Source organism: Sphingopyxis sp. BE259 (assembly GCF_031457495.1).
In the GTDB taxonomy this organism is placed as follows: domain Bacteria; phylum Pseudomonadota; class Alphaproteobacteria; order Sphingomonadales; family Sphingomonadaceae; genus Sphingopyxis.
In genome coordinates, this window is sequence record NZ_JAVDWM010000001.1 from 2,105,336 (window position 1) to 2,129,722 (window position 24,387).

Annotated in this window: 20 protein-coding genes; 5 read left to right on the plus strand and 15 right to left on the minus strand. The window is 63.6% G+C overall.

The window, feature by feature from the left end:
• Window positions 1-29: 29 nt before the first annotated feature.
• Window positions 30-1,652: an MFS transporter gene (locus tag J2X44_RS10215; protein WP_310083351.1), complete on the minus strand. Its 1,623-nt coding sequence runs from the start codon at window positions 1,650-1,652 to the stop codon at window positions 30-32.
• A 96-nt stretch (window positions 1,653-1,748) separates the two neighbouring features.
• On the opposite strand from J2X44_RS10215, the gene J2X44_RS10220 reads away from it, so the two are divergent.
• Window positions 1,749-2,519 (plus strand): cyclase family protein, encoded by a 771-nt coding sequence (locus tag J2X44_RS10220; RefSeq protein ID WP_310083354.1) that lies wholly within the window; start codon window positions 1,749-1,751, stop codon window positions 2,517-2,519.
• Between the two features lie 201 nt (window positions 2,520-2,720).
• On the opposite strand, the gene J2X44_RS10225 is transcribed toward J2X44_RS10220, so the two are convergent.
• The 8 genes from J2X44_RS10225 to J2X44_RS10260 form a co-directional block, all read right to left on the minus strand.
• The gene (locus J2X44_RS10225; protein ID WP_310083357.1) at window positions 2,721-3,128 is read right to left on the minus strand and encodes an MAPEG family protein; all 408 of its coding nucleotides are present in this window, start codon (window positions 3,126-3,128) and stop codon (window positions 2,721-2,723) included.
• 158 nt (window positions 3,129-3,286) lie between these two features.
• On the minus strand, window positions 3,287-5,293 hold the full coding sequence (locus tag J2X44_RS10230) for an acetyl/propionyl/methylcrotonyl-CoA carboxylase subunit alpha (protein WP_310083360.1): 2,007 nt from the start codon (window positions 5,291-5,293) through the stop codon (window positions 3,287-3,289).
• A gap of 16 nt (window positions 5,294-5,309) precedes the next feature.
• On the minus strand, window positions 5,310-5,675 hold the full coding sequence (locus J2X44_RS10235) for a hypothetical protein (protein ID WP_310083362.1): 366 nt from the start codon (window positions 5,673-5,675) through the stop codon (window positions 5,310-5,312).
• Complete coding sequence (gene bioB / locus J2X44_RS10240; RefSeq protein WP_310083364.1) at window positions 5,672-6,673, minus strand: biotin synthase BioB; 1,002 nt, start codon at window positions 6,671-6,673, stop codon at window positions 5,672-5,674. The genes J2X44_RS10235 and bioB overlap by 4 nt, the downstream gene beginning before the upstream one ends.
• Window positions 6,670-7,035, minus strand: a complete 366-nt coding sequence (locus tag J2X44_RS10245; RefSeq protein ID WP_310083367.1) for a hypothetical protein — start codon at window positions 7,033-7,035, stop codon at window positions 6,670-6,672. The genes bioB and J2X44_RS10245 overlap by 4 nt, the downstream gene beginning before the upstream one ends.
• Window positions 7,035-9,182 carry a methylmalonyl-CoA mutase gene (scpA, locus tag J2X44_RS10250; RefSeq protein WP_310083369.1) on the minus strand — a complete coding sequence of 716 codons (2,148 nt, stop codon included), beginning with the start codon at window positions 9,180-9,182 and terminating at the stop codon, window positions 7,035-7,037. The genes J2X44_RS10245 and scpA overlap by 1 nt, the downstream gene beginning before the upstream one ends.
• Before the next feature lie 195 nt (window positions 9,183-9,377).
• Window positions 9,378-9,815, minus strand: a complete 438-nt coding sequence (gene mce, locus J2X44_RS10255) for a methylmalonyl-CoA epimerase (protein ID WP_310083371.1) — start codon at window positions 9,813-9,815, stop codon at window positions 9,378-9,380.
• A 99-nt stretch (window positions 9,816-9,914) separates the two neighbouring features.
• The gene (locus J2X44_RS10260; protein ID WP_310083374.1) at window positions 9,915-11,447 is read right to left on the minus strand and encodes an acyl-CoA carboxylase subunit beta; all 1,533 of its coding nucleotides are present in this window, start codon (window positions 11,445-11,447) and stop codon (window positions 9,915-9,917) included.
• Between the two features lie 109 nt (window positions 11,448-11,556).
• Between J2X44_RS10260 and J2X44_RS10265 the strand changes: the two genes are divergently transcribed.
• On the plus strand, window positions 11,557-12,966 hold the full coding sequence (locus J2X44_RS10265; protein ID WP_310083378.1) for a short-chain fatty acyl-CoA regulator family protein: 1,410 nt from the start codon (window positions 11,557-11,559) through the stop codon (window positions 12,964-12,966).
• 120 nt (window positions 12,967-13,086) lie between these two features.
• On the opposite strand, the gene gor is transcribed toward J2X44_RS10265, so the two are convergent.
• Window positions 13,087-14,433, minus strand: a complete 1,347-nt coding sequence (gene gor / locus J2X44_RS10270) for a glutathione-disulfide reductase (RefSeq protein WP_310083380.1) — start codon at window positions 14,431-14,433, stop codon at window positions 13,087-13,089.
• 109 nt (window positions 14,434-14,542) lie between these two features.
• A complete protein-coding gene (pgi, locus tag J2X44_RS10275; protein ID WP_310083382.1) occupies window positions 14,543-16,048 on the minus strand; it encodes a glucose-6-phosphate isomerase in 1,506 nt (501 codons plus the stop codon).
• Between the two features lie 267 nt (window positions 16,049-16,315).
• Here pgi and lepB point away from each other — a divergent pair, with 267 nt between their 5' ends.
• The 3 genes from lepB to era are packed head-to-tail and all read left to right on the plus strand — an operon-like array spanning window position 16,316 to window position 18,701.
• Window positions 16,316-17,134: a signal peptidase I gene (lepB, locus tag J2X44_RS10280; RefSeq protein WP_310087002.1), complete on the plus strand. Its 819-nt coding sequence runs from the start codon at window positions 16,316-16,318 to the stop codon at window positions 17,132-17,134.
• Entirely contained in the window at window positions 17,131-17,811 is a 681-nt protein-coding gene (gene rnc / locus J2X44_RS10285) for a ribonuclease III (protein ID WP_310083383.1), read from the plus strand. The genes lepB and rnc overlap by 4 nt, the downstream gene beginning before the upstream one ends.
• Window positions 17,808-18,701 carry a GTPase Era gene (era, locus tag J2X44_RS10290; protein WP_310083386.1) on the plus strand — a complete coding sequence of 298 codons (894 nt, stop codon included), beginning with the start codon at window positions 17,808-17,810 and terminating at the stop codon, window positions 18,699-18,701. Before rnc ends, era begins: the two co-directional genes overlap by 4 nt.
• A 105-nt stretch (window positions 18,702-18,806) precedes the next feature.
• On the opposite strand, the gene J2X44_RS10295 is transcribed toward era, so the two are convergent.
• The 4 genes from J2X44_RS10295 to J2X44_RS10310 form a co-directional block, all read right to left on the minus strand.
• Window positions 18,807-19,931 (minus strand): alpha/beta fold hydrolase, encoded by a 1,125-nt coding sequence (locus J2X44_RS10295; protein ID WP_310083388.1) that lies wholly within the window; start codon window positions 19,929-19,931, stop codon window positions 18,807-18,809.
• Between the two features lie 138 nt (window positions 19,932-20,069).
• Window positions 20,070-22,637 (minus strand): type I DNA topoisomerase, encoded by a 2,568-nt coding sequence (gene topA / locus J2X44_RS10300; RefSeq protein WP_310083391.1) that lies wholly within the window; start codon window positions 22,635-22,637, stop codon window positions 20,070-20,072.
• Between the two features lie 83 nt (window positions 22,638-22,720).
• Window positions 22,721-23,746 carry a VWA domain-containing protein gene (locus J2X44_RS10305; protein WP_310083393.1) on the minus strand — a complete coding sequence of 342 codons (1,026 nt, stop codon included), beginning with the start codon at window positions 23,744-23,746 and terminating at the stop codon, window positions 22,721-22,723.
• Window positions 23,707-24,345 (minus strand): hypothetical protein, encoded by a 639-nt coding sequence (locus tag J2X44_RS10310; RefSeq protein WP_310083395.1) that lies wholly within the window; start codon window positions 24,343-24,345, stop codon window positions 23,707-23,709. Before J2X44_RS10310 ends, J2X44_RS10305 begins: the two co-directional genes overlap by 40 nt.
• Window positions 24,346-24,387 lie beyond the last annotated feature (42 nt).

Here is a 24,387-nt window from a genome sequence, read left to right on the forward strand (position 1 = left end):
GGGTTCGCAGTCGCCGCCAATGGGCTGGATCAGGCCGCCGGCGGCGCCGCTGACGGCTGCTTGTCCCACTGCCCCTCGACCGGATCCTTCAGCATGAAGGCGGTGACCAGAAACGCCACCAGCACCACGCCCCATGTGTACCACAGCCCGGCATAGGCATCGCCGGTCTTGGCGATGATGAAGCTGGCGATCAGCGGCAGGAAACCGCCGAAATAGCCGGTCCCGATATGATAGGGAATCGACAGCGATGAATAGCGGACATGCGGCGGAAACATTTCCGACAGCAGCGCCGCGACCGGGCCATAGGTAAAGCCCGACAGCGCGCTGAGCCCCAGCAGCGCAAGGAAGATGATGGCAATGCTGCCCCAGCCCGGCACCTGTTTGACAAAATCATAGCCGCTCGCCTCAAGCGCGGGTTGCAGCAGCGCCGGATCGTCGCTCGCCACCTCGCGATCGCCGATGCGGATTTTCACGCTGTCGAAGCCGCTGTTGGTCTGAACGACGGTGTATGGCACGCCCAGCTTGGTGAGTTCGCCCAGCGTCTTGCCGCACGCGGTTTCCTGTTTCTGGGCAAAGGGGTCGAAACTGCACTGCGATCCGGTGACGGTCACCGGCGTCCGCTCCGCCGCGGCGGTCAGCGCCGGATTGCCGACGCTGCCCATCCACCAGAACAGCGGGAACAGCAGCACCAGCGTCGCCGCATAGCCCCAGACGATCGGCTTCTTGCGCCCGACCCGATCGGACAGATGTCCGGCCCAGATGAAAAAGCCCATGCCGACCGCGGCGGCCACGCCGACGATGATTTCGGCGGCGGTATCCTCGACCTTCATCGGACCTTTCAGGAAGGCGAGGCCCGAGAACATCGCGGTGTACCAGATGACAGTCAGGCCGGCGGCGATGCCGAACAGCGCGATGAAGATGCGGCGCGGATTGCCGGGATAGGTGAAACTTTCCTTCAGCGGATTCTTCGCCAGTTCGCCCTGCTCCTTCATCGCCTTGAACACCGGGCTTTCGGACAGCTTCAGCCGCATCCACAGCGAGATGGCGAGCAGGATCAGCGACAGCAGGAACGGCACCCGCCACCCCCAGCTTTGCCAGACCGCGTCGGGCATCAACGCCTTGCACCCCAGCACCACGATCAGGCTGAGCACAAAGCCGCCGACGACGCTCGCCTGAATGAAACTGGTGTAAAATCCGCGCTTTCCGGGCGGCGAATGTTCGGCGACATAGACCGCCGCACCGCCATATTCGCCGCCGAGCGCCAGACCTTGCAAAATTCGCAGCAGTATGACGATGATCGGCGCCGCAATGCCGATCGTCGCCGCCGACGGGATCATGCCAACGCCCGCGGTCGCAATTCCCATCAAGGTGACGGTAACAAGGAAGGTATATTTGCGCCCTAACCGGTCGCCGAGGAAACCGAATAGGACCGCACCGAGGGGGCGGAAGCCGAAGCCGACGGCGAATCCTGCCCACACCAGCAATGTTTCCAGCGTCGCATTGTCGCTAGGGAAAAAGGCCTTGCCGATGATCGCGGCCAACGTGCCGTAGATGAAGAAATCATACCATTCGAACACGGTCCCCGCCGACGAGGCGGCGATGACCATGCGGATTTCTTTCTGGGTCGGTTCGTAAACGGCAGCGTCGCTCATGCCTTGTCGGTCCCCCAAAATTACGTGTTTTTCTGGCGTCCGTCATAACCGCTGTTCCGTCTTGCACAAGCAGGCGTGTGCGCGCAGCATTGCGATATGACCAAATTCATCGACCTGTCGATCCCGATCACCAACGACGTCGTGTCCGACCCGCCGGTGATGCGCCCGAACATCACCTATATGACCCACGAGAATACGTGGGAGCAGATCGCGATGTTTTTCCCCGGTCTGACCAAAGAGGATTTGCCCGATGGCGAAGGCTGGGCGGTCGAAAGCCTGACGCTCAGCACCCACAACGGCACCCATATGGACGCGCCATGGCATTATCATTCGACGACCGACAACGGCGCGTCCCCTGCCCCGTCGATCGACGAAGCGCCGCTCGACCTGTTCTATCGGCCCGGCGTCAAACTCGACTTTTCCGATCGCCCGCACGGCCATGTCGTCAGCGGCGCCGAGGTAGAAGCCGAACTGGCGCGGATCGGGCACGACCTGCAACCGCTCGACATCGTGCTGATCCAGTCGGGCGCGGTATATGGCACCGACAATTTTACCGATCAGGGTTGCGGCATGGGCGCCGAGGCGACGCTGTATCTGACCGAACGCGGCGTCCAGGTGGTTGGCACCGATGCGTGGAGTTGGGACGCGCCGTTCAGCCACACGGCGCGGCGCTGGGCCGAAACGCGCGATCCGTCGATTATCTGGGAAGGCCATAAGGCGGGGCGCATTCGCCCCTATTACCAGATTGAAAAATTGACCAACCTGGGTGGGGTTCCGGCGACGGGCTTCAGCTTCAGCTGCTTTCCGGTGAAGATCGAGCGCGCGAGCGCCGGATGGATCCGCGCGGTGGCGTTGGTGGAGGATTGAGGACTGGTCGTTCCGCGCCGCATAACGGTATGACCGCTAGCGATCAGTAGCGGACGTTCGCTGTTTTTTACTTCGTCATTCCCGCGAAAGCGGGAACCCAAGGGCGTGCGTCGGCTGATCCCACCCTGGGTTCCCGCTTTCGCGGGAATGACGAGGGTGGGGAATGTCCGCTTTCCACCCCAAAGCCGCCCTTCAGCTCAATTAGAGATTCACCGCCGCCAGCATCCACAGCGTCCACCCGCCCAGCACCAGCAGCGTGATCCACGTCGCGATGACGCCGATCTGACGCGGCACGGGCGGCTTGCCGGGTTCAATCACGGCGTGCAGCCCGGCGATATGCGCGACGCGGCCGATCAGGAACAGCGCGCCGATCACCATCAACGCCATATGATTGGCGCGCGCGGTTTCCAACAGCCCGAGCAGGATGACGACGATCGGCGCATGTTCGGCCAAATTGCCGTGGCTGCGGCTCGCCGCGATCAGCTTGGCGTCGCCATGATCGCCGAAAGCGGCTTTGAGCCGCAGCCGCTGGCGCACCGTCAGTATCGCGGTGAACAGCAGTAACAGCGCGCACACGGCGGCGACGAAGGCGGTTACCGGCAAGGTCATTTACTATCTCCCCCAAGCCCCCTCGTTCGCCGTCATTGCGAACTTAGCGAAGCAATCCAAGGCGGTTTACGCTACTCTGAATTGCTTCGCTACGCTCGCAATGACGATGGTGTCAAAACAGCGGCGCCCGTTCCAACCCTGTCCCTGCAAAGGCCCAGCTACTCCATCTCCAAAATCACCGCATCGACCGCCAGGCTGTCGCCCTGCGCCGCGTTGACGCTTTTCACTGTTCCCGATTTCTCGGCCCGCAGGATATTCTCCATCTTCATCGCCTCGACCGTCGCGAGCGGTTGACCCGCTTCGACCTTGTCGCCCTCGCCGACGTGCAGCGCGACGAGCAGGCCGGGCATCGGACAAATCAGGAATTTCGACAGGTCGGGCGGGATCTTTTCAATCATATGACGAGTCAGCGGCGCGACGTGCCACGGCAGCACGCGCACATCGTGAATGCGCCCGCGCGTCGTCATCCGCCAGCCGGTGCGCGTCTTCGCAACCTTGACGGCCAGTTCGCTGCCGTCGATCTCGGCAATCACCAGCCGGTCCCCCGGCGTATATTCCAGCGCGATGTCGAGCTTGTCGCCGTCAACCTTGATATGTTTGTGGCCCAGCTTCACCTTATGCTCGGTCCCGCCAACGGTCACCTGCCACTTGGCGGGCGGATCGAGCCGGTCGCCGAGCTGACCATCGGTGCGCCGCGCGCGATCGGCTTCGGCGCTCGCCATAAAGCCCGCGATGGCGGCGAGTGCGCGGACGATATGATCCGCGGTCGCGGCGCCGTGGAAGCCGTCAGGATATTCCTCTGCGATGAAGCCCGTCGTCAGCTCGCCCGAGCGGAAGCGCGGGTGCTGCATGATCGCCGACACGAAATCGATATTATGCCCCAGCCCTTCGATCTCGAACCGGTCGAGCGCCGCGATCTGTAGGTCGGCGGCTTCGTCGCGCGTCGCGCCCCAGGTCACGAGCTTGGCGATCATCGGGTCGTAGAACATCGACACCTCGCCGCCCTCCTCGACCCCGGCATCGACGCGCACGCCATCCTCGCCGCGCGCGTTGCCCGCCCAAGCCGGTACGGGCGTGCGATAGCGCACGAGCCGCCCGGTCGAGGGCAGGAAACCGCGATAGGGATCCTCGGCATAGACGCGGTTCTCGATCGCCCAGCCGTCGATCTTGATGTCGTCCTGCGTCATTTCGAGCTTTTCGCCCGCGGCGACGCGGATCATCTGCTCGACGAGGTCGATACCGGTGATCGCTTCGGTCACCGGATGTTCAACCTGTAGCCGCGTGTTCATTTCGAGGAAGTAGAAGCTCTCGCCGGTCGGGTCGGCGCCGCTGACGATCAGTTCGACCGTGCCCGCGCTATAATAGCCGACCGCCTTCGCCAGCGCGACGCATTGCTCGCCCATCGCCTTGCGCATCGAGGGGGTGACGAAGGGCGACGGCGCTTCCTCGACCACCTTTTGATGGCGACGCTGGATCGAACATTCGCGTTCGTTCAGATATAGAATATTGCCGTGTTGATCGCCGAGGATCTGGATTTCGATGTGGCGCGGATTGAGGATGAATTTCTCGATAAACACCCGGTCGTCGCCGAACGAATTCAGCCCCTCACGCTTGGTCGCCTCGAACCCTTCGCGAACATCCTTTTCGTCATAGGCGAGCCGCATCCCCTTGCCGCCGCCACCCGCCGACGCCTTCATCATCACCGGATAGCCGATCTCGTTCGAGATCTTTACCGCATGTTCGGTATCGTCGATCTCGCCCACGAAGCCGGGGACGACATTGACGCCGGCCTCCAATGCGAGCTTCTTTGATTCAATCTTGTCGCCCATCGCAGCGATCGCGTTCACGGGCGGCCCGATGAAGGCGATATTTTCCTTGGCGAGCGCCTCGGCAAAGCTGGTGCGTTCGGACAGGAAGCCATAGCCCGGATGCACCGCCTCGGCTCCGGTCGCCTTGCACGCGGCGATGATCTTGTCGGCGACCAGATAGGATTCGGACGCCGGCGACGGTCCGATATGCACCGCCTCGTCGGCCATCTGGACGAAGGGCGCGCGCGCGTCGGCGTCGGAATAGACGGCCACCGTCGCGATGCCCATGCGCCGCGCGGTCTTGATGACGCGGCAGGCGATCTCGCCGCGATTGGCGATCAGGATTTTCTTGAACATTTTGCCTAACTTCCAATCATTGCGATGTTTGAGAGGCAGTGAACTTCGTCCAGCGCCGCTCTAGCTTTTCGATCTTTTTGAATTCGGGCGTGCCCGATTTATCAATGGAGACGAGCCACTTATGAAAGTCATTCCGCACGAACTGCTGGCCCAGATCTGTCAACTGGGACCAACGGATCGTAAGATCCGGTCGGCGTTCCACCTTAAGGTCGCCTGACAGCAGGCCCTTCTCCACCAGAAACTCAGCAAAGACGTACTGACTTTCTGCCGCCTCGCGATTCCAGTTTGGGTCGGGTCGTTCTCCGGCCTCTTCCGATATCGTAACCTTTACCGCTAACATGCTCGGTACATCGATCACGATGAAATCGCTCGGGTCGTTCACTCCGCCGCCTCCATCCGCATCGGCTCTTCGCTTTCCATCGGCCGCAGCCCTAGCTTCGCGAACAGCGCCGCATCCTTGCTGTCGCCGGCATTGGCGGTCGTCAGCAACTTGTCACCGGTGAAAATGCTGTTTGCGCCCGCCATGAAGCAGAGCGCCTGCGTCGCTTCCGACATGCTTTCGCGGCCTGCCGACAGGCGCACCATGCTCAGCGGCATGGTGATGCGCGCGACGGCGATGGTGCGGACGAACTCGATATCGTCGATCTTGGCGAGCGGGGTGTCGGCGAGCATATCGCCAAGCACGGTGCCCTTCACCGGCACCAGCGCGTTGATCGGCACGCTGCCCGGATGTTCGGGCAGGGTCGCGAGCGCGTGGATAAATCCGACGCGGTCGGCGCGCGTTTCGCCCATGCCGACGATCCCGCCGCTGCACACATTGATGCCAGCGCTGCGCACTTCCTCCAGCGTATCGAGCCGTTCCTGAAAGGTCCGCGTCGTGATGACGTTGCCGTAATTTTCCGGCGAGGTGTCGATGTTGTGGTTGTAATAATCGAGCCCCGCCACCGCGAGCGTCTGCGCCTGTTCCTTCGTCAGCATGCCCAGCGTCATGCAGGTTTCCATGCCCATCGCGCGCACGCCCTCGACCATCTCGACGATCGCGGGCATGTCGCGGTCCTTGGGGTTGCGCCAGGCGGCGCCCATGCAGAAACGCTGCGATCCCGAATCCTTCGCCTGCGCCGCCGCCTGCAACACTGCGCGCACGTCCATCAGCTTGGTGGCCTTCAGCCCGCTGTCGGCGCTTTTGCTTTGCGAGCAATAGCCGCAATCCTCGACGCAGCCACCGGTCTTGATGCTGAGCAAGGTGCACAGCTGGATTTCGCCGCGCGAATGGTGGCGGCGGTGGACGCCCTGCGCTTCCCACATCAGTTCGTCGAACGGCAGGTCGAAGAGGGTAGCGATTTCCTCGCGGGTCCAGTCGGTGCGGGTTTCGGTGGTCATACTGCATTCTCCGGTTTCGACGCGTTCGCCGCGTTACAGCGCTCGACCACGTCCAAAATTTCGTTGGCGGACATCATTTCAGTCCCAATCACGACGCAGACATTCTGGTAGCCATTTCTGCCATGGACGGTGAGCACCTCGCCGTCGAACGTCAGCTTTTCCACCAATCCATATCCGCGCTTCGTATCCCCGTTGGTCGCGACGAACAGCCCCGTCAGACCAAGGGCGCGATCCTGCTCACCCTCTTCACCGAATGATATCAAAATGTTCGTCGAGCCGCCCCCATCAACGCTGTCCGCGAGCGCCAGAACCCAGCCGTCCTCCACGGACGAAAACGAAATGTGGGAAGCAACAAACTGCACTACGCGGCATCCTCCAGCGGCGGCATGTTGTGGCCGAGCAGGCGCAGCACGTCGGCGGCGCATTCGACGACGTTGCTGCCGGGGCCGTAGATGCCCTGCACCCCGGCGTCGCGCAGATAGTCGTAATCCTGCGGCGGGATGACGCCGCCCGCGATCACCTTGATGTCGGTGCGGCCGGCTTCGCGCAGCTTGCCGATCAGTTCGGGGATCAGCGTCTTGTGGCCCGCGGCGAGGCTCGACGCGCCGACGACGTCGACGCCATTGTCGAGCGCGAGCACGACGGTCTCCTCGGGGGTCTGGAACAGCGGACCCGACACAACGTCGAACCCCATGTCGCCGAACGCCGACGCGATGACGTTGGCGCCGCGGTCGTGTCCGTCCTGTCCCATCTTGGCTACCAGCAGCTTGGGTTTGCGGCCGAGTCGCCGCGTGACCGCCTCGACCCCGTCGAGCACCTGCGCCCAGCGCGCGTCGCCCTCATAGGGCGCGGCATAGACGCCCTTCACCGGGGTCGGCTGGGTGGCATAACGGTCGAAGCTTTCCTCCATCGCCGACGAAATCTCGCCCAGCGTCGCGCGCGCCCGCGCTGCCTCGACCGCGAGCGCCAGCAGGTTGTTCTCGATGCTCGACGGCTTTGCCGCGCCATCGCGCAGCGCCGTCAGCGCCGCCTGACACGCTGCCTCGTCGCGCTCGGCCTTGGTCTTCCTGATCCGCGCGATCTGGCCTTCGCGCACCTTGGCGTTGTCGATGTCGAGCGTTTCGAGCAGATCCTCGTCCTTCAGGCGATATTTGTTCACGCCCACGATGACATCGTCGCCGCGATCGACCCGCGCCTGCCGCGCCGCCGCCGCGGTCTCGATCATCGCTTTGGGCCAGCCCGCCGCGACCGCTTTCGCCATGCCGCCCTCGGCCTGGACGCGGTCGATAATCTCCTGCGCCTTGTCGACCAGCTCCTGCGTCAGCGCCTCGACATAGTACGACCCGCCGAGCGGATCGACGACCTTGGTCATCCCCGTCTCTTCCTGGATCACGATCTGGGTGTTGCGCGCGATGCGGGCGGAGAAATCGGTCGGCAGCGCGATCGCTTCGTCGAGCGCATTGGTGTGCAGCGACTGGGTGCCGCCCAGCATCGCCGCCATCGCCTCGATCGTCGTGCGCATCACATTGTTGTACGGATCTTGCTCGGTCAGCGAGACGCCCGACGTCTGGCAATGGGTGCGCAGCATCTTCGACCGCTCGTCCTGCGCGCCAAGCGTCGTCATCGCGCGGTGCCACAGCACCCGCGCCGCGCGCAGCTTGGCGATCTCCATGAAGAAATTCATGCCGATCGCGAAAAAGAAGCTCAGCCGCCCGGCAAACTTGTCGATGTCGAGCCCCGACGCGACGCCATATTTCACATATTCCATGCCGTCGGCGATGGTGAACGCCAGCTCCTGCACCTGCGTCGCACCGGCTTCCTGCATATGATAGCCAGAGATCGAGATGCTGTTGAACTTCGGCATCTCGCGCGACGTGTAGCCAAAGATGTCGCTGATGATCCGCATGCTCGGTTCGGGTGGATAGATATAGGTGTTGCGGACCATGAACTCCTTCAGGATGTCGTTCTGGATCGTCCCGTCGAGCAGCTTGCGATCGACCCCCTGCTCCTCGCCCGCGACGATGAAGAACGCCAGGATCGGGATCACCGCGCCGTTCATCGTCATCGACACCGACATCTGATCGAGCGGGATGCCGTCGAACAGGATCTTCATATCCTCGACACTGTCGATGGCGACCCCCGCCTTGCCGACGTCGCCGGTGACGCGCGGGTGGTCGCTGTCATAGCCGCGGTGGGTGGCGAGGTCGAAGGCGACGGAGAGGCCTTTCTGGCCCGCGGCGAGGTTGCGGCGATAGAAGGCGTTCGATTCCTCGGCGGTCGAAAAGCCCGCATATTGCCGGATCGTCCACGGCCGCCCCGCGTACATCGACGCGCGAACGCCGCGCGTGAACGGCGCAAAGCCGGGCAGGCCGGGATCTTCGCGCACGTCTTCGGCCGTATAGAGCGGCTTAACGTCGATCCCCTCTGGCGTCGCCCAAGTGAGGTCCTTGCCCTTCACTTCCTTGTCGGCGGCGGCAGCCCATTGGTCGATGGTCGGTTTGTCGGTCATAATCAATCCTTACTCCCCTCTCCCCTTGAGGGAGAGGGTTGCGAAAACTTGGCAGCTCGCTGCCTAGTTGAAGCTGGGTGAGGGGTATGCGGTCCACAGGACCGCGCGAGCTTCGCTCGCAACCCCTCATCCAAGTCCGGCTAGTTCGCTGCGCTCACAAGCCTCCCTATCCTTCTCCCTCAAGGGGAGAAGGTTTTAATGCCCCTTCGGCGTCTCCATAATCTCGGTCAGCACCCCGCCCATATCCTTGGGGTGCAGAAAGAAAATCAGCGTCCCATGCGCCCCGATCCGCGACTCCCCCAGCACCCGCTTGCCCAGCGCCTCGAACGCCGCCTTGGCCGCATGAATGTCAGGCACCTCGTAACAGACATGATGCTGCCCCCCTGCCGGGTTCTTCTCCAGAAACCCCGCGATCGAGGTGTCGCCCGGCAGCGGCTCGATCAACTCGATCTGCGTGCCGTTCAGCGCCCCGTCGGCACCGGGCGTATCGACGAAACACACCTTCACCCCCTGCTCGGGCAGGTCGAACGGCGCATGAATATTAGTCGCGCCCATCACGTCGCGGTAAAAGACGATGCTGTCGGCAATCGACGGCGTCGCAACGCCGATATGGTTGAGGCGGCCTAGTTTCATTTCGCATAATCTCCAGCTTCGTCATCCCGGACTTGATCCGGGACCCATAACCACGGCGTTGCATGGACCCCGGATCAAGTCCGGGGTGACGATAAACAATCACAGTGGAATATTGTCATGCTTCTTCCACGGGTTTTCCAACTGCTTGTTCCGCAGCTTCCGGAGCCCCAGCGCGATCCTTTTGCGCGTATTATGCGGGTGGATGACCTCGTCGATATACCCCCGCGACGCCGCGACGAACGGGTTGGCAAAGCGGTCCTCATATTCCTTCGTGCGCTGCGCGATCTTTTCGGGGTCGCCCATGTCGGCGCGGAAGATGATCTCGACCGCGCCCTTCGCGCCCATCACCGCGATCTCGGCGGTGGGCCAAGCGTAGTTCAAATCGCCGCGCAGATGCTTTGACGCCATCACGTCATAGGCGCCGCCATAGGCCTTACGCGTGATCACCGTGATCTTGGGCACCGTCGCCTCGGCATAGGCGAACAGCAGCTTCGCGCCATGTTTGATGATGCCATTATATTCCTGCGCGGTGCCGGGCAGGAAGCCGGGTACGTCGACGAAGGTGATGATCGGAATTTCGAACGCGTCGCAGAAACGGACGAAACGCGCGGCCTTCTTCGACGAATTGATGTCGAGCACCCCCGCGAGCACCAGCGGCTGGTTGGCGACGATACCGATCGTGCGCCCCTCGATCCGCCCGAAACCGCAAATGATGTTGCCCGCATGGGCAGGCTGCACCTCGAAGAAATCACCCTCGTCGACGGTTTTGCGGATCAGCTCGTGCATGTCATAGGGCTGGTTCGCATTGGGCGGGATCAGCGTGTCGAGGCTGGGTTCGGCGCGGTCGAACGGGTCGCTCGTCGGGCGGACCGGCACCCCGCTGCGGTTGTTTTCGGGCAGATAGTCAAAGAAATCGCGCGTCGCCAGCAGCGCCTCGATGTCATTTTCGAATGCAATATCAGCGACCGAGCTTTTGGTCGTGTGGGTGATCGCGCCGCCCAGTTCTTCCTGCGTGACCACCTCGTTGGTCACCGTCTTGACCACATCGGGGCCGGTGACGAACATATAGCTGCTGTCTTTCACCATGAAGATGAAGTCGGTCATCGCGGGGCTGTAAACCGCACCGCCCGCGCACGGCCCCATGATCAGGCTGATCTGCGGCACCACCCCCGACGCCAGCACATTGCGCTGGAACACCTCGGCATAGCCGCCCAGCGACGCGACGCCCTCCTGAATGCGCGCGCCGCCGCTGTCGTTGATCCCGATGATCGGCGCGCCGACCTTCATCGCATTGTCCATGACCTTCATCATCTTCTGGGCGTGGCGCTCGGACAACGAGCCGCCAAAGACGGTGAAGTCTTGGCTGAAGACATAGACGAGGCGGCCGTTGATCGTGCCCGATCCGGTGACAATCCCATCGCCGGGGATGATCTGGTCCTGCATCCCGAAATCGGTGCAATTATGCTCGACATAGGTGTCGAGCTCTTCGAACGACCCCTCGTCGAGCAGCACATCGAGCCGTTCACGCGCGGTAAGCTTGCCCTTGCTGTGCTGCGCATCGATGCGCTTTTGCCCGCCGCCCAAGGCAGCGGCGGCGCGGCGGCGTTCCATTTCGGCGATATTGGCGGACATTCAGATCTCCCAACGCACTTTAAAACGTCGTCTGCCTGCTTAGAGCCGCGCAAGCAAATGCGAATTTGCAAAGTTGCAAAGTGATAGTTTGCAAACTAATTTGCCGCCGATGGTCCCAAACCGACTCTACGCTGGGCGGCAACTTCGCCAACTTCGGGAATCCCGCAACCTCCGCCAGTCCGACTTCGCCGCGCAGCTTGGCATCTCCGCTTCGTATCTCAGCCAGATCGAGCATGACGACCGCCCGCTGACCCCCGCCCTCCTCGACCGCCTGCAAAAGCTGTTCCCGCTCGAATGGGAGGAAGTCGCCGCCGACACCGGCGATCGCCGCGCGGGCGCGCTCCGCGAAGCCGCCGCCGATCCGCTGTTTGCAGCAACTCCCCTACCCCCGGACCAACTCGAACGCGCCGCGCTCCAGCAACCGCAGCTCGCCGACCAGTTCGTCGCGCTCCACGCCGCCTATCGCCGCGCCGGACAGCGATTGCAGATCATCGACGAAGCGCTGACCGGCGGGACTGCCGAGGGCAGCCGCCTGCCATGGGAGGAAGTGCGCGACTGGTTTCACGATGCAGGCAATTATGTCGACAGCATCGACCGCGCCGCCGAGGCGCTGGCTGGGCAGCTGCGCGGCAAGGATCCATCGCCCGCGATCGAGACGATCGAACGGCGGCTGCGCGACGCGCTCGGCATCTCGATCGTTTATACCCAGACGCAAAGCCTGCGCGATTTCGACGCGACGATGCGCCATCTGGTGATCGATCCGTCGCAACCCGCCGAAAGCCGACGCTTCCAGCTGGCGCACCAGCTGGCGGCGCTGGCCTTGGCGCGCGAGATCGCAGCGGTAGTCGAAGCGTCCCCGCTACGGACCGCGGCAGCACGCCAATTGCTCCACGTCGGGCTTGCCAACTATGCCGCAGGCGCGGTGCTGATGCCCTACGCCCCGTTCCGCGCCAGCGCCCGCGCGGTGCGTCACGACATCGACCGCCTGCGGATGGACTATGGCGTCAGCTTCGAACAGGCGTGCCATCGGCTCTCGACGCTCCAACGCCCCGGCGCGCGCGGTATTCCGATGTTCTTCTGCCGCGTCGATATGGCGGGCAACATCACCAAGCGGCACAGTGCGACGCGGTTGCAGTTCGCGCGCTTCGGGGGCGCCTGCCCGCTGTGGATCGTTCATGAGGCGGCGGCGATCCCGGACCGCATCCTGTTCCAGCTCGCCGAAACCCCCGACGGGCTGCGCTATGTGTCGATGGCGAAGGGGCTGGTCAAACCGTCGGGCAGCTATGCGCGCATCCCGCGCCGCTACGCCGTCGCCTTGGGGTGCGAAGCGCAATATGCGGGGGATTTCGTCTATGCCGACGGCGTCGATGTTGGCGCGCCACAAGCCGCGACGCGCATCGGCCTGTCATGCCGCATCTGCCCGCGCGACGATTGCGATCAACGCGCGTTTCCGCCGAGCGATCGGCCGATTTTGGTCGATCCGGATCGGCGGGACGTGGTGCCGTATCGGATTGGGTAGCGAGAGAAGTCCGCCCCAAGCTCCGTTCGTGTCGAGCGAAGTCGAGACACGCCGAGTTCGCGCTCGGCTTCACATGTCTCGACTTAGCTCGACACGAACGGAAATCAGGCGGTTCCTAGCCTACTTCAACAACACCAGCTCCTCCGCCATGCTCGGATGCAGCGCCACCGTCGCGTCGAAATCGGCCTTGGTCAGTCCCGCCTTCACCGCGACCGCCGCCGCCTGCAAAATCTCCGGCGCGTCGGGGCCGATCATGTGCAGCCCGACGACCTGGTCGGTCGCCTCGTTGACGATCATCTTGTACAGCGCGCGTTCGTTTCGTCCCGCGAGGACATTTTTCATCGCCCGGAAATCGCTCGTGTACACGCGCACCGTGCCGAGCTTGTTGCGCGCCTCGGCCTCGGTCATCCCGACCGCGCCGATCGGCGGGTGGCTGAACACCGCGCTCGGGACATTGGCGTAATCGACCACGGTCGGCTTGCCGCCGAACACGCTGTCGGCAAAGGCCTGCCCCTCGCGGATTGCCACGGGGGTCAGCTGGATGCGGTTGGTGACGTCGCCAACGGCATAGATGCTGGCGACCGACGACTGGTTGGTATCATCGACCTTGATCGCGCCCTCGTTGTCGAGTTCGACCCCGACCTCCTCCAACCCCAGTCCCTTGGTGTTCGGCACCCGGCCCGCGGCGACCAGCACGATGTCGGCGTCGATCGGATCGCAGTTGCCCAGATGGACGGTCAGCGAACCGTCCTCCTTCTTTTCGATCGACTCGAACGGCGCGTTGAAGCGGAATTCGATGCCCTTGGTCATCGAGATTTGCAGCAGGCGGTCGCGGATCTGCTCGTCATAGCCGCGCAGGATCGTGTCGCCGCGATTGACGATCGTCACCTTGCTGCCGAACTCGTTGAAGATACCGGCGAACTCGTTGGCGATATAGCCGCCACCCGCAATCACGACGCGCTTCGGCAATTTGTCGAGGTGGAACACCTCGTTCGAGGTGATCGCATGTTCGCTGCCAGGAAACTCCGGCACGAACGGCCAGCCGCCGGTTGCGGTCAAAATGCGTTCGGCGGTGATTTCCTGCCCGTCGGCCAGCCGGACCTTTTGCGGGCCAATAATCGTCGCGCGTGTCTTGAACAGCGTGACCTTATGATTTTCCAGCGTCTGGCCATACAGTCCTTCGAGCCGGGTGACCTCGGCCAGCACATTGTCGCGCAGCCGGTCCCAGTCGAATTTGCAGTCGGGCACGTCCCAGCCGAAATGGCGCGCATCCTTCAAATCTTCGGCAAAATGCGCGCCGTAAACGAGCAGCTTCTTGGGCACGCAGCCGCGGATGACGCAGGTGCCGCCAACCCGATGCTCCTCGGCCACCGCAACGCGCGCGCCATAGGAAGCGGCGACGCGCGAGGCGCGAACCCCGCCCGACCCGGCACCGATGACAAACAGGTCGAAGTCGAAATTGCTCATGTGGGAGACCCCTGAAATGGAATTGGCTGGCATTCGCAGCCCGCGCCTATGTGGTTACGCGGGCCGCCGATGCCAATCGATTTTTGCGCTTACAGACAGTGGCGCGGCCTCATTCGCCAAGCGCCGCGGCCATCAACGCCTGTGTCGCCGGGTCGAACTCCACGGTCCCCTCGGCCAGTCCCTTGGCCATATCCTTGCCCAGCTCGACCCCGAACTGATCGAACGGGTTGATCCCCAGCAGCACCGCATTGGCGAACACGCGATGTTCGTAAAAGGCGATCAGCGCGCCCAGCGCGTGCGGGGTGACTTGGTCGAAGAGGATCGTCGTCGATGGCCGATCGCCCGGATAGTTGCGCGCGCCATCCTCGCTCGCCCGCCCCGCCATCAGCGCCGCACCCTGCGCGATGCAATTGGCGACGAGCGTTTCGTGATGCGCGTCATCGAGCAAATGGTCGGGCTCGCGCGCGACGACGAACTCGACCGGGACCAGGTTGGTCCCCTGATGGAGCAGCTGGAACACCGCGTGCTGCGCGTCGGTGCCGACCCCACCCCAGGTGATCGGCGCGCTGTGCTGGGTCAGCGGCTTGCCATCGAAGGTCACCGACTTGCCGTTTGATTCCATCTCCAGCTGTTGCAAATAGCTCGGCAGCAACCGCAGCCGCTCGTCATAGGCGAACACCGCGCGCGTCTGACAGCCCAGTCGATTGGCGTAGAGCTGATCGACGAATGCCGCCAGCAGGCCGACATTGTCCGCGCCGTCGGTCAACCGGAAATGCCGGTCCATTTCAGCCGCGCCCTCCAACAGATCCTCGAACGCATCCCAGCCGAGCGCCAGCGCGGCGGGAAAGCCAATCGATGACCAGAGCGAATAGCGACCGCCCACCGTTTCATTGAACGGCAGAATGCGTGTTTCATCGATGCCCCATTCGATTGCGCGATCGGGCATTGCGGTCAGCGCGATGAAGCGACCGAGCGGATCATTCACTCCCGCCTCATCAAGCCATTGTAGCGCCGAGTTGGCGTTCATCAGCGTTTCGGTGGTGGTGAATGTTTTCGACGCCACCGCGACCAGCGTATGTTCTGGGCTGAACTTGGCAAAGACTTCATCGAGCGCCGCGCCATCGACGTTCGACACCACCGCGACGTCATAGCGGTTGCTGTGGCGCCCGAGCGCGTCGACGAGCAGGTCGGGACCGAGCGCCGAACCGCCGATGCCGATGTGAAGCAAATGGCGGATTTCGCCGAACGCGCCCGCCTCGATCGCATCGATCATCATCCGCATCCGTTGATGCAGCGCCTGCGCCCGATGCACCGATTCTGGCGCGCCGTCGCCGCGCTCGGCGCTATGTTCGGCGGCGCGGTTCTCGGTCGGGTTGGCGATGCCACCCGAAAACAGCGTCTTGCGGCGTCCTTCGAAATCCTGCGCTGCGGCCAGGTCGGACAGGATCGCCACTGCCGCGTCATCCAGATGCGTCTTGGCAAAGTCAAAACGGATGTTCGCCACGCTGCGCACCAGCGCCTGCAACCGCGCGTCCGGATCGACGCTGACCAGGTCGGTCAGCTTCTGCGACCGCCAGTCAGCGAGCGCCTGCCAGGCTTGGTCTGCGGTGGGCATGCGAAATTCCTCTTAAGTCCGTTCGTGTCGAGCGAAGTCGAGACACCGGGAGGTCATGCGCGACCCATGGGTATCTCGACTTCGCTCGATACGAACGGGGATGAGATGTCGGCCCCTCTCTAAGCATCCCGCCCCTGCGACACCAGCGTCATCCGCCGATATTTGCTTGACGTGGCAACCTATTCATCGCCAAGGCGCGGCATGACTGAAGCCAGCTTTACCGCCGATAACGCGCCCGCCAGCCCGTCCGCGCCGACCCCTGCACCGGTGTCCGCAAAAGAAGAGGCGGTCGACACCATCCGCTTCCTCGCACTGCTCGCGATTGCGGTGCTGATTTTCCGCAGCTTTTTCCTGTCGCCGTTCAACATTCCGTCGGAATCGATGCAGCCGCGGCTGCTGATCGGCGACTATCTGCTCGTCAACAAAATGGCCTATGGCTATTCGAAATATAGCCTGCCGTTCAGTGCGCCGCTGATCCCCGGGCGGATTTTCGCGCGCACGCCAGAGCGCGGCGACGTCGTCGTGTTCAAGGCGCCCCCGGTCGCCGACAATGATTATATCAAGCGCGTCATCGGCCTGCCCGGCGACCGTGTGCAGGTGAAGGGCGGCATCGTCTGGCTCAACGGCGCGCCGCTCAAGCGCGAAGCGATCGCCGATTTCGTCATTCCAGTAACCCAGAACATGATCGAAGCCTCGCGTGCGACGGGCACGCTGCCCTGCTATTCCATGGAATTCGAAGAGGTCGCCGCCGACGGTCAGCGCCAATGCCGTTACAAACAGTTTCGCGAAACGCTGCCGAGCGGCAAAAGCTACAACATCCTGGATATCGCACCGATCGCCGAGGACAATACGCCGCTCGTCGTTGTCCCCGCGGGCCACCTGTTCCTGATGGGCGACAATCGCGACCGCAGTGCCGACAGCCGCTTTCCGGCGATGGAAAATCAGGGCATCGGTCTGGTTCCCGAGGAAAATCTGGTCGGCCATGCGCTGGTCGGCATGTTCTCGACGGACGGATCAGCGAGCTGGCTGAATCCGATCAGCTGGTTCACTGCGGCGCGCTGGAGCCGCATCGGGGACGGTTTTTGAACGATATCCTTGACACCGGGGCGCTCGCCGAGATCATCGGCTGCACCCCGGGCGACCTGGCGCTGTACGAACTGGCGCTGACCCACGGCAGCACCGGGCGCGCCGATTATCAGCGGCTGGAGTTTCTGGGCGACCGCGTGCTCGGACTCGTCATCGCGTCCGAACTCTACACCCGCTTCCCGAACGCCAGCGAGGGCGAGATGTCGTCGCGGCTGCACGTTCTGGCGTCGGGCGCGACCTGCGCCGCGATCGCGCAGCGGCTGAACCTGACCGACCTGATCCGCTTCGGCGCGCAGGCCCGCAACGACGGCGGGCGCTACAGCGATAATATCGCCGCTGACGCGATCGAGGCGCTGATCGGCGCGGTCTATTTGGATCATGGCCCCGACGCCGCGCGCGCCTTCGTCCTTGCCCATTGGGGCGAGATGATCGACGGGCAGGCCGCCGCACCCAAACATCCCAAGGCCGCGCTGCAGGAATGGGCGCTTGCCCGCAAACGCCGCCCGCCCGAATATGAAATCGTCGCCCGCGAAGGCCCGGACCACGCGCCGCGTTTCCGCGTCGCGGTCAGTGTCGGCAAGCTCGCCCGCGCCGAGGCCGAGGGCGCCAGCAAACAGGCAGCCGAAAAAGCGGCCGCGGCGGCCCTGCTCGCCGAACTCGAAGGAATGAAATCATGACCCACCGCTGCGGATTTGTCGCCGTCGTCGGCGCGCCCAACGCGGGCAAATCGACGATCGTCAACGCATTGGTCGGCCAGAAGGTCGCGATCGTCAGCCCCAAGGCGCAGACGACGCGCACCCGATTGATGGGCGTGGCGATGGACGGCGAGACCCAGATCGTGCTGATCGACACCCCCGGCATCTTCGCCCCCACCCGCCGCCTTGACCGCGCGATGGTGGCCGCCGCGTGGAACAGTCTCGATCAGGCCGAAGCGATCCTGGTGATGATCGACGCCGCGGCGAAACTCGGCGAGCGCGCCGAGCGCGTGCTGCAGGGGATCGAGGGGCGGCCCGAAAAGAAGTTTCTGGTGCTCAACAAGGTCGACCTGACCCGCAAGGACAAATTGCTGACGACCGCGACGACGCTCAACGAGCGGGTCGCCTTCGACGAAACTTTCTTCGTCTCGGCCAGCACAGGCGACGGCGTTCCCGAACTGAAGGCGACGCTGGCGAAGCTGATGCCCGAGGGACCGTGGCATTTCCCCGAGGACGAGGTCAGCGACGCCCCCGAACGCATGCTCGCCGCCGAAATCACCCGCGAGCAACTCTACCGCCAGCTCCACGAGGAACTGCCCTATCAGTCGACCGTCGAGACCGAGAAATTCACCACCCGCCCCGACGGCAGTGCCGAAATACATCAGCAGATCCTGGTCGCGCGCGACAATCAGCGCGCAATCATCCTTGGTCACAAGGGCGAGCGCATCAAGGAAATCGGCAGCAAGGCGCGCGGCGAATTGAGCGAACTATTGGGCCGCAAGGTTCACCTGTTCCTGCACGTCAAGGTCAAGGCGAACTGGGACGAGGACCGCGGTGTCTACCGCGACATGGGGCTCGATTGGGTCGATTGAGGACGGGCGACGGTCGCCCTCTATCGTCATTGCGAGCGAAGCGAAGCAATCCAGAGCGGCTTGTCACGCCCTGGATTGCTTCGCTTCGCTCGCAATGACGGATTTCTAAATTCGCCGACAATCATTCGGCGGCGGGTTGCCGTCGAAGCGTGATGTGATCCAGCCGATCGTTTCCTGCGCGCTTTCGCGGGCGCTCGATCCATGGTCGCCGGTCATATCGATCCAGCGTATCGGCGTGCCGCGCCGACACGCCGCCTTGGCGAATTTGCGCGTGACCGCGGGGGCGACGATCGTGTCTTTGCTGCTCTGCGCGATCAGCAGCGGTCCAGGCACCCGCGCCGCATCGACGCTATTGGCGCGGGCGAAGGCGCCGAAGGGTTCGATCTTGGCGATATCCTTGTTCTTCGTCGCGCGGGCGATGGTCAGGATACCCAGGATCGTGCCGAGTTTGGGCTTGGTGTTGAAACTCACGCAGTTGTTTTCGGCCAATCGGCGGATCACCCCCTGATTGGCGCGGCCCGTGATAGCACCCTGTGAAAAACCATAAAGCGTCGACCAGCTATGCAGCGCGAACGATAGCAGCAGCGCCCGCGCGTTCTTGTCACTGCCTTCGCGCAAATTGGCGGCTAGATCGGTCGGCGGCGCTGCTGCCGCGGTGGCGATCAGGGTCAGGTCGGGGGCGTAAGACCGCGCAGCCGTCGCGGTCCATAGCGCGGCATGCCCGCCCTGCGATTCCCCCCAGACGGCAAAGCTGCTGCCCGCCGCGGCGCCCGAAATGTCGCGCGCCGCGCGCACCGCATCGAGCACGGCCTGTCCGGTGTCGGCACCGACCAGAAACGGATGCATCGTCGAGTTCGCCAGCCCGATATAATCGGGCGCGACCACGACATAGCCGCTGCGAACGGCATCCATGCCCGCCGAATATTCGAAGAAATCGGGACTGAGCGACGGCGCGCATTTTTCGGCGACACCCCACGCGCCATGGGTCCACGCGATGACGCGGCGCGGACGCGGCGGGATCGCTTCCATCGGCGCGGCGACGATGCCGGTGACCTGGAAGCGCATGCCGTTACCGTTGGTCGTCCAATATTGCACCCGCCATGCTTGAACGCCCGGCGGGGCATCGCGCATCGGTTCGGCCGAGATCAGCCGCCCCGGCTGTTGCGCCGCAGCGGGCAGCGAGACCATCGACGATAGCGTGAGCAAGAAGGCGGCAAGCAGATAGCGCATGGACGATCTCCCGGATGCGTCACGCTATCATGTTCGAACTCATGCGTCATCCCGGCGAAAGCCGGGATCTCACCCTCGCGCCATGATGCAACGATGAGATCCCGGCCTTCGCCGAGATGACGGTAATGTCGCTGTGATTTATTCCTTGGCCGCGGCCTTCTTCGCCGGAGCCTTCTTTGCCGCAGGCTTCTTCGCAGGCGCCTTCTTCGCCGCAGCCTTCTTCGGCGCCGCCTTCTTCTTCCCCTTCGCCGGTCCCTTCGCAGCGCGTGCGTCGATCAGCGCAATCGCTTCCTCCAGCGTCAGGGCGGCGGGCTCCATCGACTTGGGCAGCGTCGCATTGGTCGTGCCGTCGGTGACATAAGGACCAAAGCGCCCTTCCATCAGCTTCATCTCGCCGCCGCTGGTCGGGTGCGGGCCAAAGGTGTTGAGCGGTTCGGCCTTGGTCCGCCCGCGCCCGCCGCCCGCGGCAGCTTCGGCAATGCGGACGACCGCGGCGTTCATGCCGATGTCAAAGATTTCGGCGGTCCCCGTCAGCTTGGCATATTTGCCGTCGTGGAGCAGATATGGACCGTAACGCCCCAGCCCCGCCATGATGACCTTGCCGCTTTCGGGATGCGTGCCGACCTCGCGCGGCAGGCTGAGCAGGCGCAGCGCGTAATCAAGATCGAAATCCTCGCCCGGAATGTCCTTGGGGATCGAAGATCGCTTCGCCTCCTTGCCATCGCCAAGCTGGATATAAGGGCCAAAGCGTCCGCTGCGCTTCGTCACTTCCAGCCCGCTGTCGGGATCATTGCCCAGCGTTTCGGGTCCGGTATCGGGTTCGCCATTGCCACCCGGCTGGGCGAATTTCCGGGTGAATTTGCAATCGGGGTAATTGCTGCAAGCAATGAACGGGCCGAATTTGCCGCCGCGCAGCGCCAGCTTGCCGGTCCCGCAATTGGGGCAGAGCCTGGGATCGCTTCCGTCGCCCTTGTCGGGGAAAAGATAGGGGCCGAGGAATTCGTCAAGCGCCGCGGTGATCTCAGATGGCTTCTGTTCCATGACCTCACCGGTGCGCGGCTTGAAATCGCGCCAGAACCGGTCGAGCACCGCCTGCCACTGCGCGCGGCCGCCGGACACATCGTCGAGTTCTTCCTCCAGCCCGGCGGTGAAGTCATATTGGACATAGCGTTCGAAAAAACGTTCGAGGAATGCGGTGAGCAACCGCCCGCTTTCTTCCGGCATGAAGCGGTTCTTTTCGACCGTCACATAGGCGCGGTCTTTCAGCACCTGCAGGATCGCGGCATAGGTCGACGGGCGCCCGATGCCGAGCTCTTCCATCTTCTTGACGAGGCTGGCTTCGGAGTAACGCGGCGGCGGCTGGGTCTCGTGGCTCTCGGTATCGACCCCGGTCTTGGCCGGTGCGTCGCCTTTTTCCATCGCGGGCAGCAGACGCGCATCGTCGTCGTCACTGCTCTCGTCGCGGCCCTCGTCATAAAGTGCCAGGAAGCCCGGGAATTTGATCACCTGTCCCGTCGCGCGCAGCATCGTCTTGCCGGTGCCGTCGGTCAGGTCAATGCTGGTGCGTTCGAGCCGCGCCGACGCCATCTGGCTCGCCATCGCGCGCTTCCAGATCAGCTCATACAGCCGCGCATGGTCGCCGCCGCCGGTCTTGTCCTTGCTGAAGTCGGTCGGGCGGATCGCCTCATGCGCTTCCTGGGCATTCTTCGCCTTGGTTTGATACTGGCGCGGCTGGTCGGGGACATAGCCGCCGTCGTATCGCGTCGCGATGGCCTTGCGCGCCGCGCTTATCGCACTGCCGTCCATCTGGACGCCGTCGGTTCGCATATAGGTAATCGCGCCATCCTCATACAGACCCTGCGCGATCCGCATCGTGTGGCTAGCCGAAAATCCGAGCTTTCGCGCCGCTTCCTGCTGCAAGGTCGAGGTCGTGAACGGCGGCGGGGGATTGCGCGTCAGCGGTTTGGTCTCGACCAGATCGACCGTGAAATGCCCCGCCTTCACATCGGCCTCGGCCCCGCGCGCATCGGCTTCGTTGGTGATCGTCAGCCGCTCAATCTTGTCGCCGCGCCAGCGCGCCAGCCGCGCCTTGAACGGCGTCCCCGACATTTCGAACAGCCCGGTGATCGACCAATATTGCTGCGCAACAAAGGCTTCGATCTCGCGCTCGCGTTCGACGATCATGCGCAGCGTCACCGACTGGACGCGGCCCGCCGATTTGGCGCCGGGCAGCTTGCGCCACAGTACCGGCGACAGCGTGAAGCCGACCAGATAGTCGAGCGCGCGGCGGGCGCGATAGGCGTCGATCAGATCATCGTCGAGCGCGCGCGGCGCCGCCATCGCGGTCAGCACCGCGTCCTTGGTGATCGCGTTGAACGTGACACGATCGACTTCGGCAGGCAGCGCCTTTTTGCTGCGCAGCAATTCCTGCACATGCCAGCTGATTGCCTCACCCTCACGGTCAGGGTCAGTCGCGAGGATCAGACGGTCGGCGCCCTTGGCCGCGTCCTGAATTTCCTTCATCCGCTTGGCCTTGTCGGGATACAGCAGCCACTGCATCGCAAAGCCGTCGTCGGGATCGACCGACCCGTCCTTGGGCGGCAGGTCGCGGACATGGCCATAGCTGGCCAGCACCTTGAAATCGCGCCCCAGATATTTCTCGATCGTCTTCGCCTTGGCGGGCGATTCAACAATTACCAACTGCATTAAAAACTATCCCCGTCACCGGCTCTCACATGTACGCGCGAGGGTGGCGGGGATAGCTTGGCTCCGTCAAGCCGGATTTTTCGTCACCCGTCCTGCCATTTGAAATCGGCGGGCAGGACGCATTTGCCCGCGTCATATTTGCCGACGCTGCGGATGATTTCCTGTTCCTCTGGCTCGACGCGGCGGCCGCTGATCTGGGTATCGATCACGCGGCGGACCAGCGCGTCGAGTTTGGTCACCAGATAACAATCGATCGCCGGCGGCGCGTGCGGATTGCCGACGCCGCTGTCGTCGGTCAGGAACAGGTAGCGCGACTGGGTTGCCGCCGCCATCGCGCGCATCGCATATTCGGCCTTGTCGGCCACTCCAGACGCGGCAACCGGGGTGATGTGGATGCGCAGGGCGCGCGCCGCTTCGGCGGCTTGCCAGGTCCGCCCGAACAGTTGATCATGCGGCGGCGCGTCGGCAACCAGCAGCAGCGACTTCACCGCATCGGGCCGCCAGTCCTGCCCGACCGCCCGGATCAGCGCTTGATCCATCGCCTCGGGATAATCGCCGCCGCCGTTGGCCTGCTGCTGCGCCAGCGCGCCCTGCACCCGCCCGACATCACGATCGAACGCCACTGTCCGTGTGACATAATCGTCGCCGAGGTCGCGGTAAAAGACGAAGCCGATGCGGATATCGAGATTGCGGTGTCTGGCAGAGATCGACGCGATGATCGATCGCAGTTCGGATTGCAGATAGTTGATCTCGTCACCCATACTGCCCGTGGTATCCACCACCAGCATCAGGTCGAGTTTGGTGACCTTGGTTGCCGCCTGATTGGCGGTTAGCCCGACCGACTGGCCGCCAGCGGCATTGGCAACCAGCACCGGACGCGCATCGGCGATGGTGCGCCCGGCCTTGCGTGCGGTGACCGTGATTCTCTCGCTCAGCCGGTCGAGGCCTGGAAAGAAAACCGCGCTGCCGTCGGCCTGCGTTGCCATCGTGATGCTGTTGCCATCGCTGCACGTCACCACGACGTCGGCAAAGGGGATCGGCTGGCCATTGCGGTCATTGACCTTGACCGTCACCACCCGCGTCGTGTCGACCCGCGGCAGGCTGCGCACCTCCTGCCCAGATCGCCGCTACGGCTCACATAGGCGGCGTAGAGTTCGGGATTGAGCAGATCGTCGTGCTCGCCGGCGGTCAGGATACCGGACTGTGGCTGCGGCCGTGGATAGGTCCGCCGCGGGGATGGCGGCATGACGCGCGCGTCGGCGGTCGATCCTGGCACCGGCGGCGCGTCTGATGCATCGGCCCGCAGTTCTTCCGTCCCGATCACGGTCACCGGGCTGGCCGATTCCAGCATCGGCGACCGGATACGGCTGCCAGTAACCATCACCTCGGCCGTGCCGTCGTCATCGATATAGGCAGGCGGAGGCGGCGCCATCGGCGCTGGCGGTGGAGGCGGCGGCGGTGGAGGCGGTGGCTCGGAGGCCAAACCGGCATCGCGGTCGCGCTTGGCTGCGCCGGTGGCTCTCACCGTCGCGATGGATTGCTGTTGCGGTGGCTGAACTTCGGGATCTAGCCGAGGCAGCGGATCGGCGGTACGGCAGAAACCCTGCACTGGCGACCCATACGTCTGGGTCGCCGTAACCGGCATTGGACCGACGCTGGTCATCAAAATCGCGAACACCGTCGCCGATGTCAGAAATTTGCTTTGCATGAACGCTCCCCGGTCCTCGCCACTGCAGTTGATGCGGACCCG

Bases quoted from the DNA above. Each gene is read 5' to 3' on its own strand.
- mce (WP_310083371.1), bottom strand. From the start codon at position 9,815: ATGAAACTAGGCCGCCTCAACCATATCGGCGTTGCGACGCCGTCGATT.
- J2X44_RS10260 (WP_310083374.1), bottom strand. From the start codon at position 11,447: ATGTCCGCCAATATCGCCGAAATGGAACGCCGCCGCGCCGCCGCTGCC.
- gor (WP_310083380.1), bottom strand. From the start codon at position 14,433: ATGAGCAATTTCGACTTCGACCTGTTTGTCATCGGTGCCGGGTCGGGC.
- J2X44_RS10220 (WP_310083354.1), top strand. From the start codon at position 1,749: ATGACCAAATTCATCGACCTGTCGATCCCGATCACCAACGACGTCGTG.
- J2X44_RS10225 (WP_310083357.1), bottom strand. From the start codon at position 3,128: ATGACCTTGCCGGTAACCGCCTTCGTCGCCGCCGTGTGCGCGCTGTTA.
- pgi (WP_310083382.1), bottom strand. From the start codon at position 16,048: ATGCCCACCGCAGACCAAGCCTGGCAGGCGCTCGCTGACTGGCGGTCG.
- J2X44_RS10310 (WP_310083395.1), bottom strand. From the start codon at position 24,345: ATGCAAAGCAAATTTCTGACATCGGCGACGGTGTTCGCGATTTTGATG.
- scpA (WP_310083369.1), bottom strand. From the start codon at position 9,182: ATGACCGACAAACCGACCATCGACCAATGGGCTGCCGCCGCCGACAAG.
- J2X44_RS10265 (WP_310083378.1), top strand. From the start codon at position 11,557: ATGGTCCCAAACCGACTCTACGCTGGGCGGCAACTTCGCCAACTTCGG.
- topA (WP_310083391.1), bottom strand. From the start codon at position 22,637: ATGCAGTTGGTAATTGTTGAATCGCCCGCCAAGGCGAAGACGATCGAG.
- J2X44_RS10295 (WP_310083388.1), bottom strand. From the start codon at position 19,931: ATGCGCTATCTGCTTGCCGCCTTCTTGCTCACGCTATCGTCGATGGTC.
- bioB (WP_310083364.1), bottom strand. From the start codon at position 6,673: ATGACCACCGAAACCCGCACCGACTGGACCCGCGAGGAAATCGCTACC.
- J2X44_RS10230 (WP_310083360.1), bottom strand. From the start codon at position 5,293: ATGTTCAAGAAAATCCTGATCGCCAATCGCGGCGAGATCGCCTGCCGC.
- J2X44_RS10215 (WP_310083351.1), bottom strand. From the start codon at position 1,652: ATGAGCGACGCTGCCGTTTACGAACCGACCCAGAAAGAAATCCGCATG.
- era (WP_310083386.1), top strand. From the start codon at position 17,808: ATGACCCACCGCTGCGGATTTGTCGCCGTCGTCGGCGCGCCCAACGCG.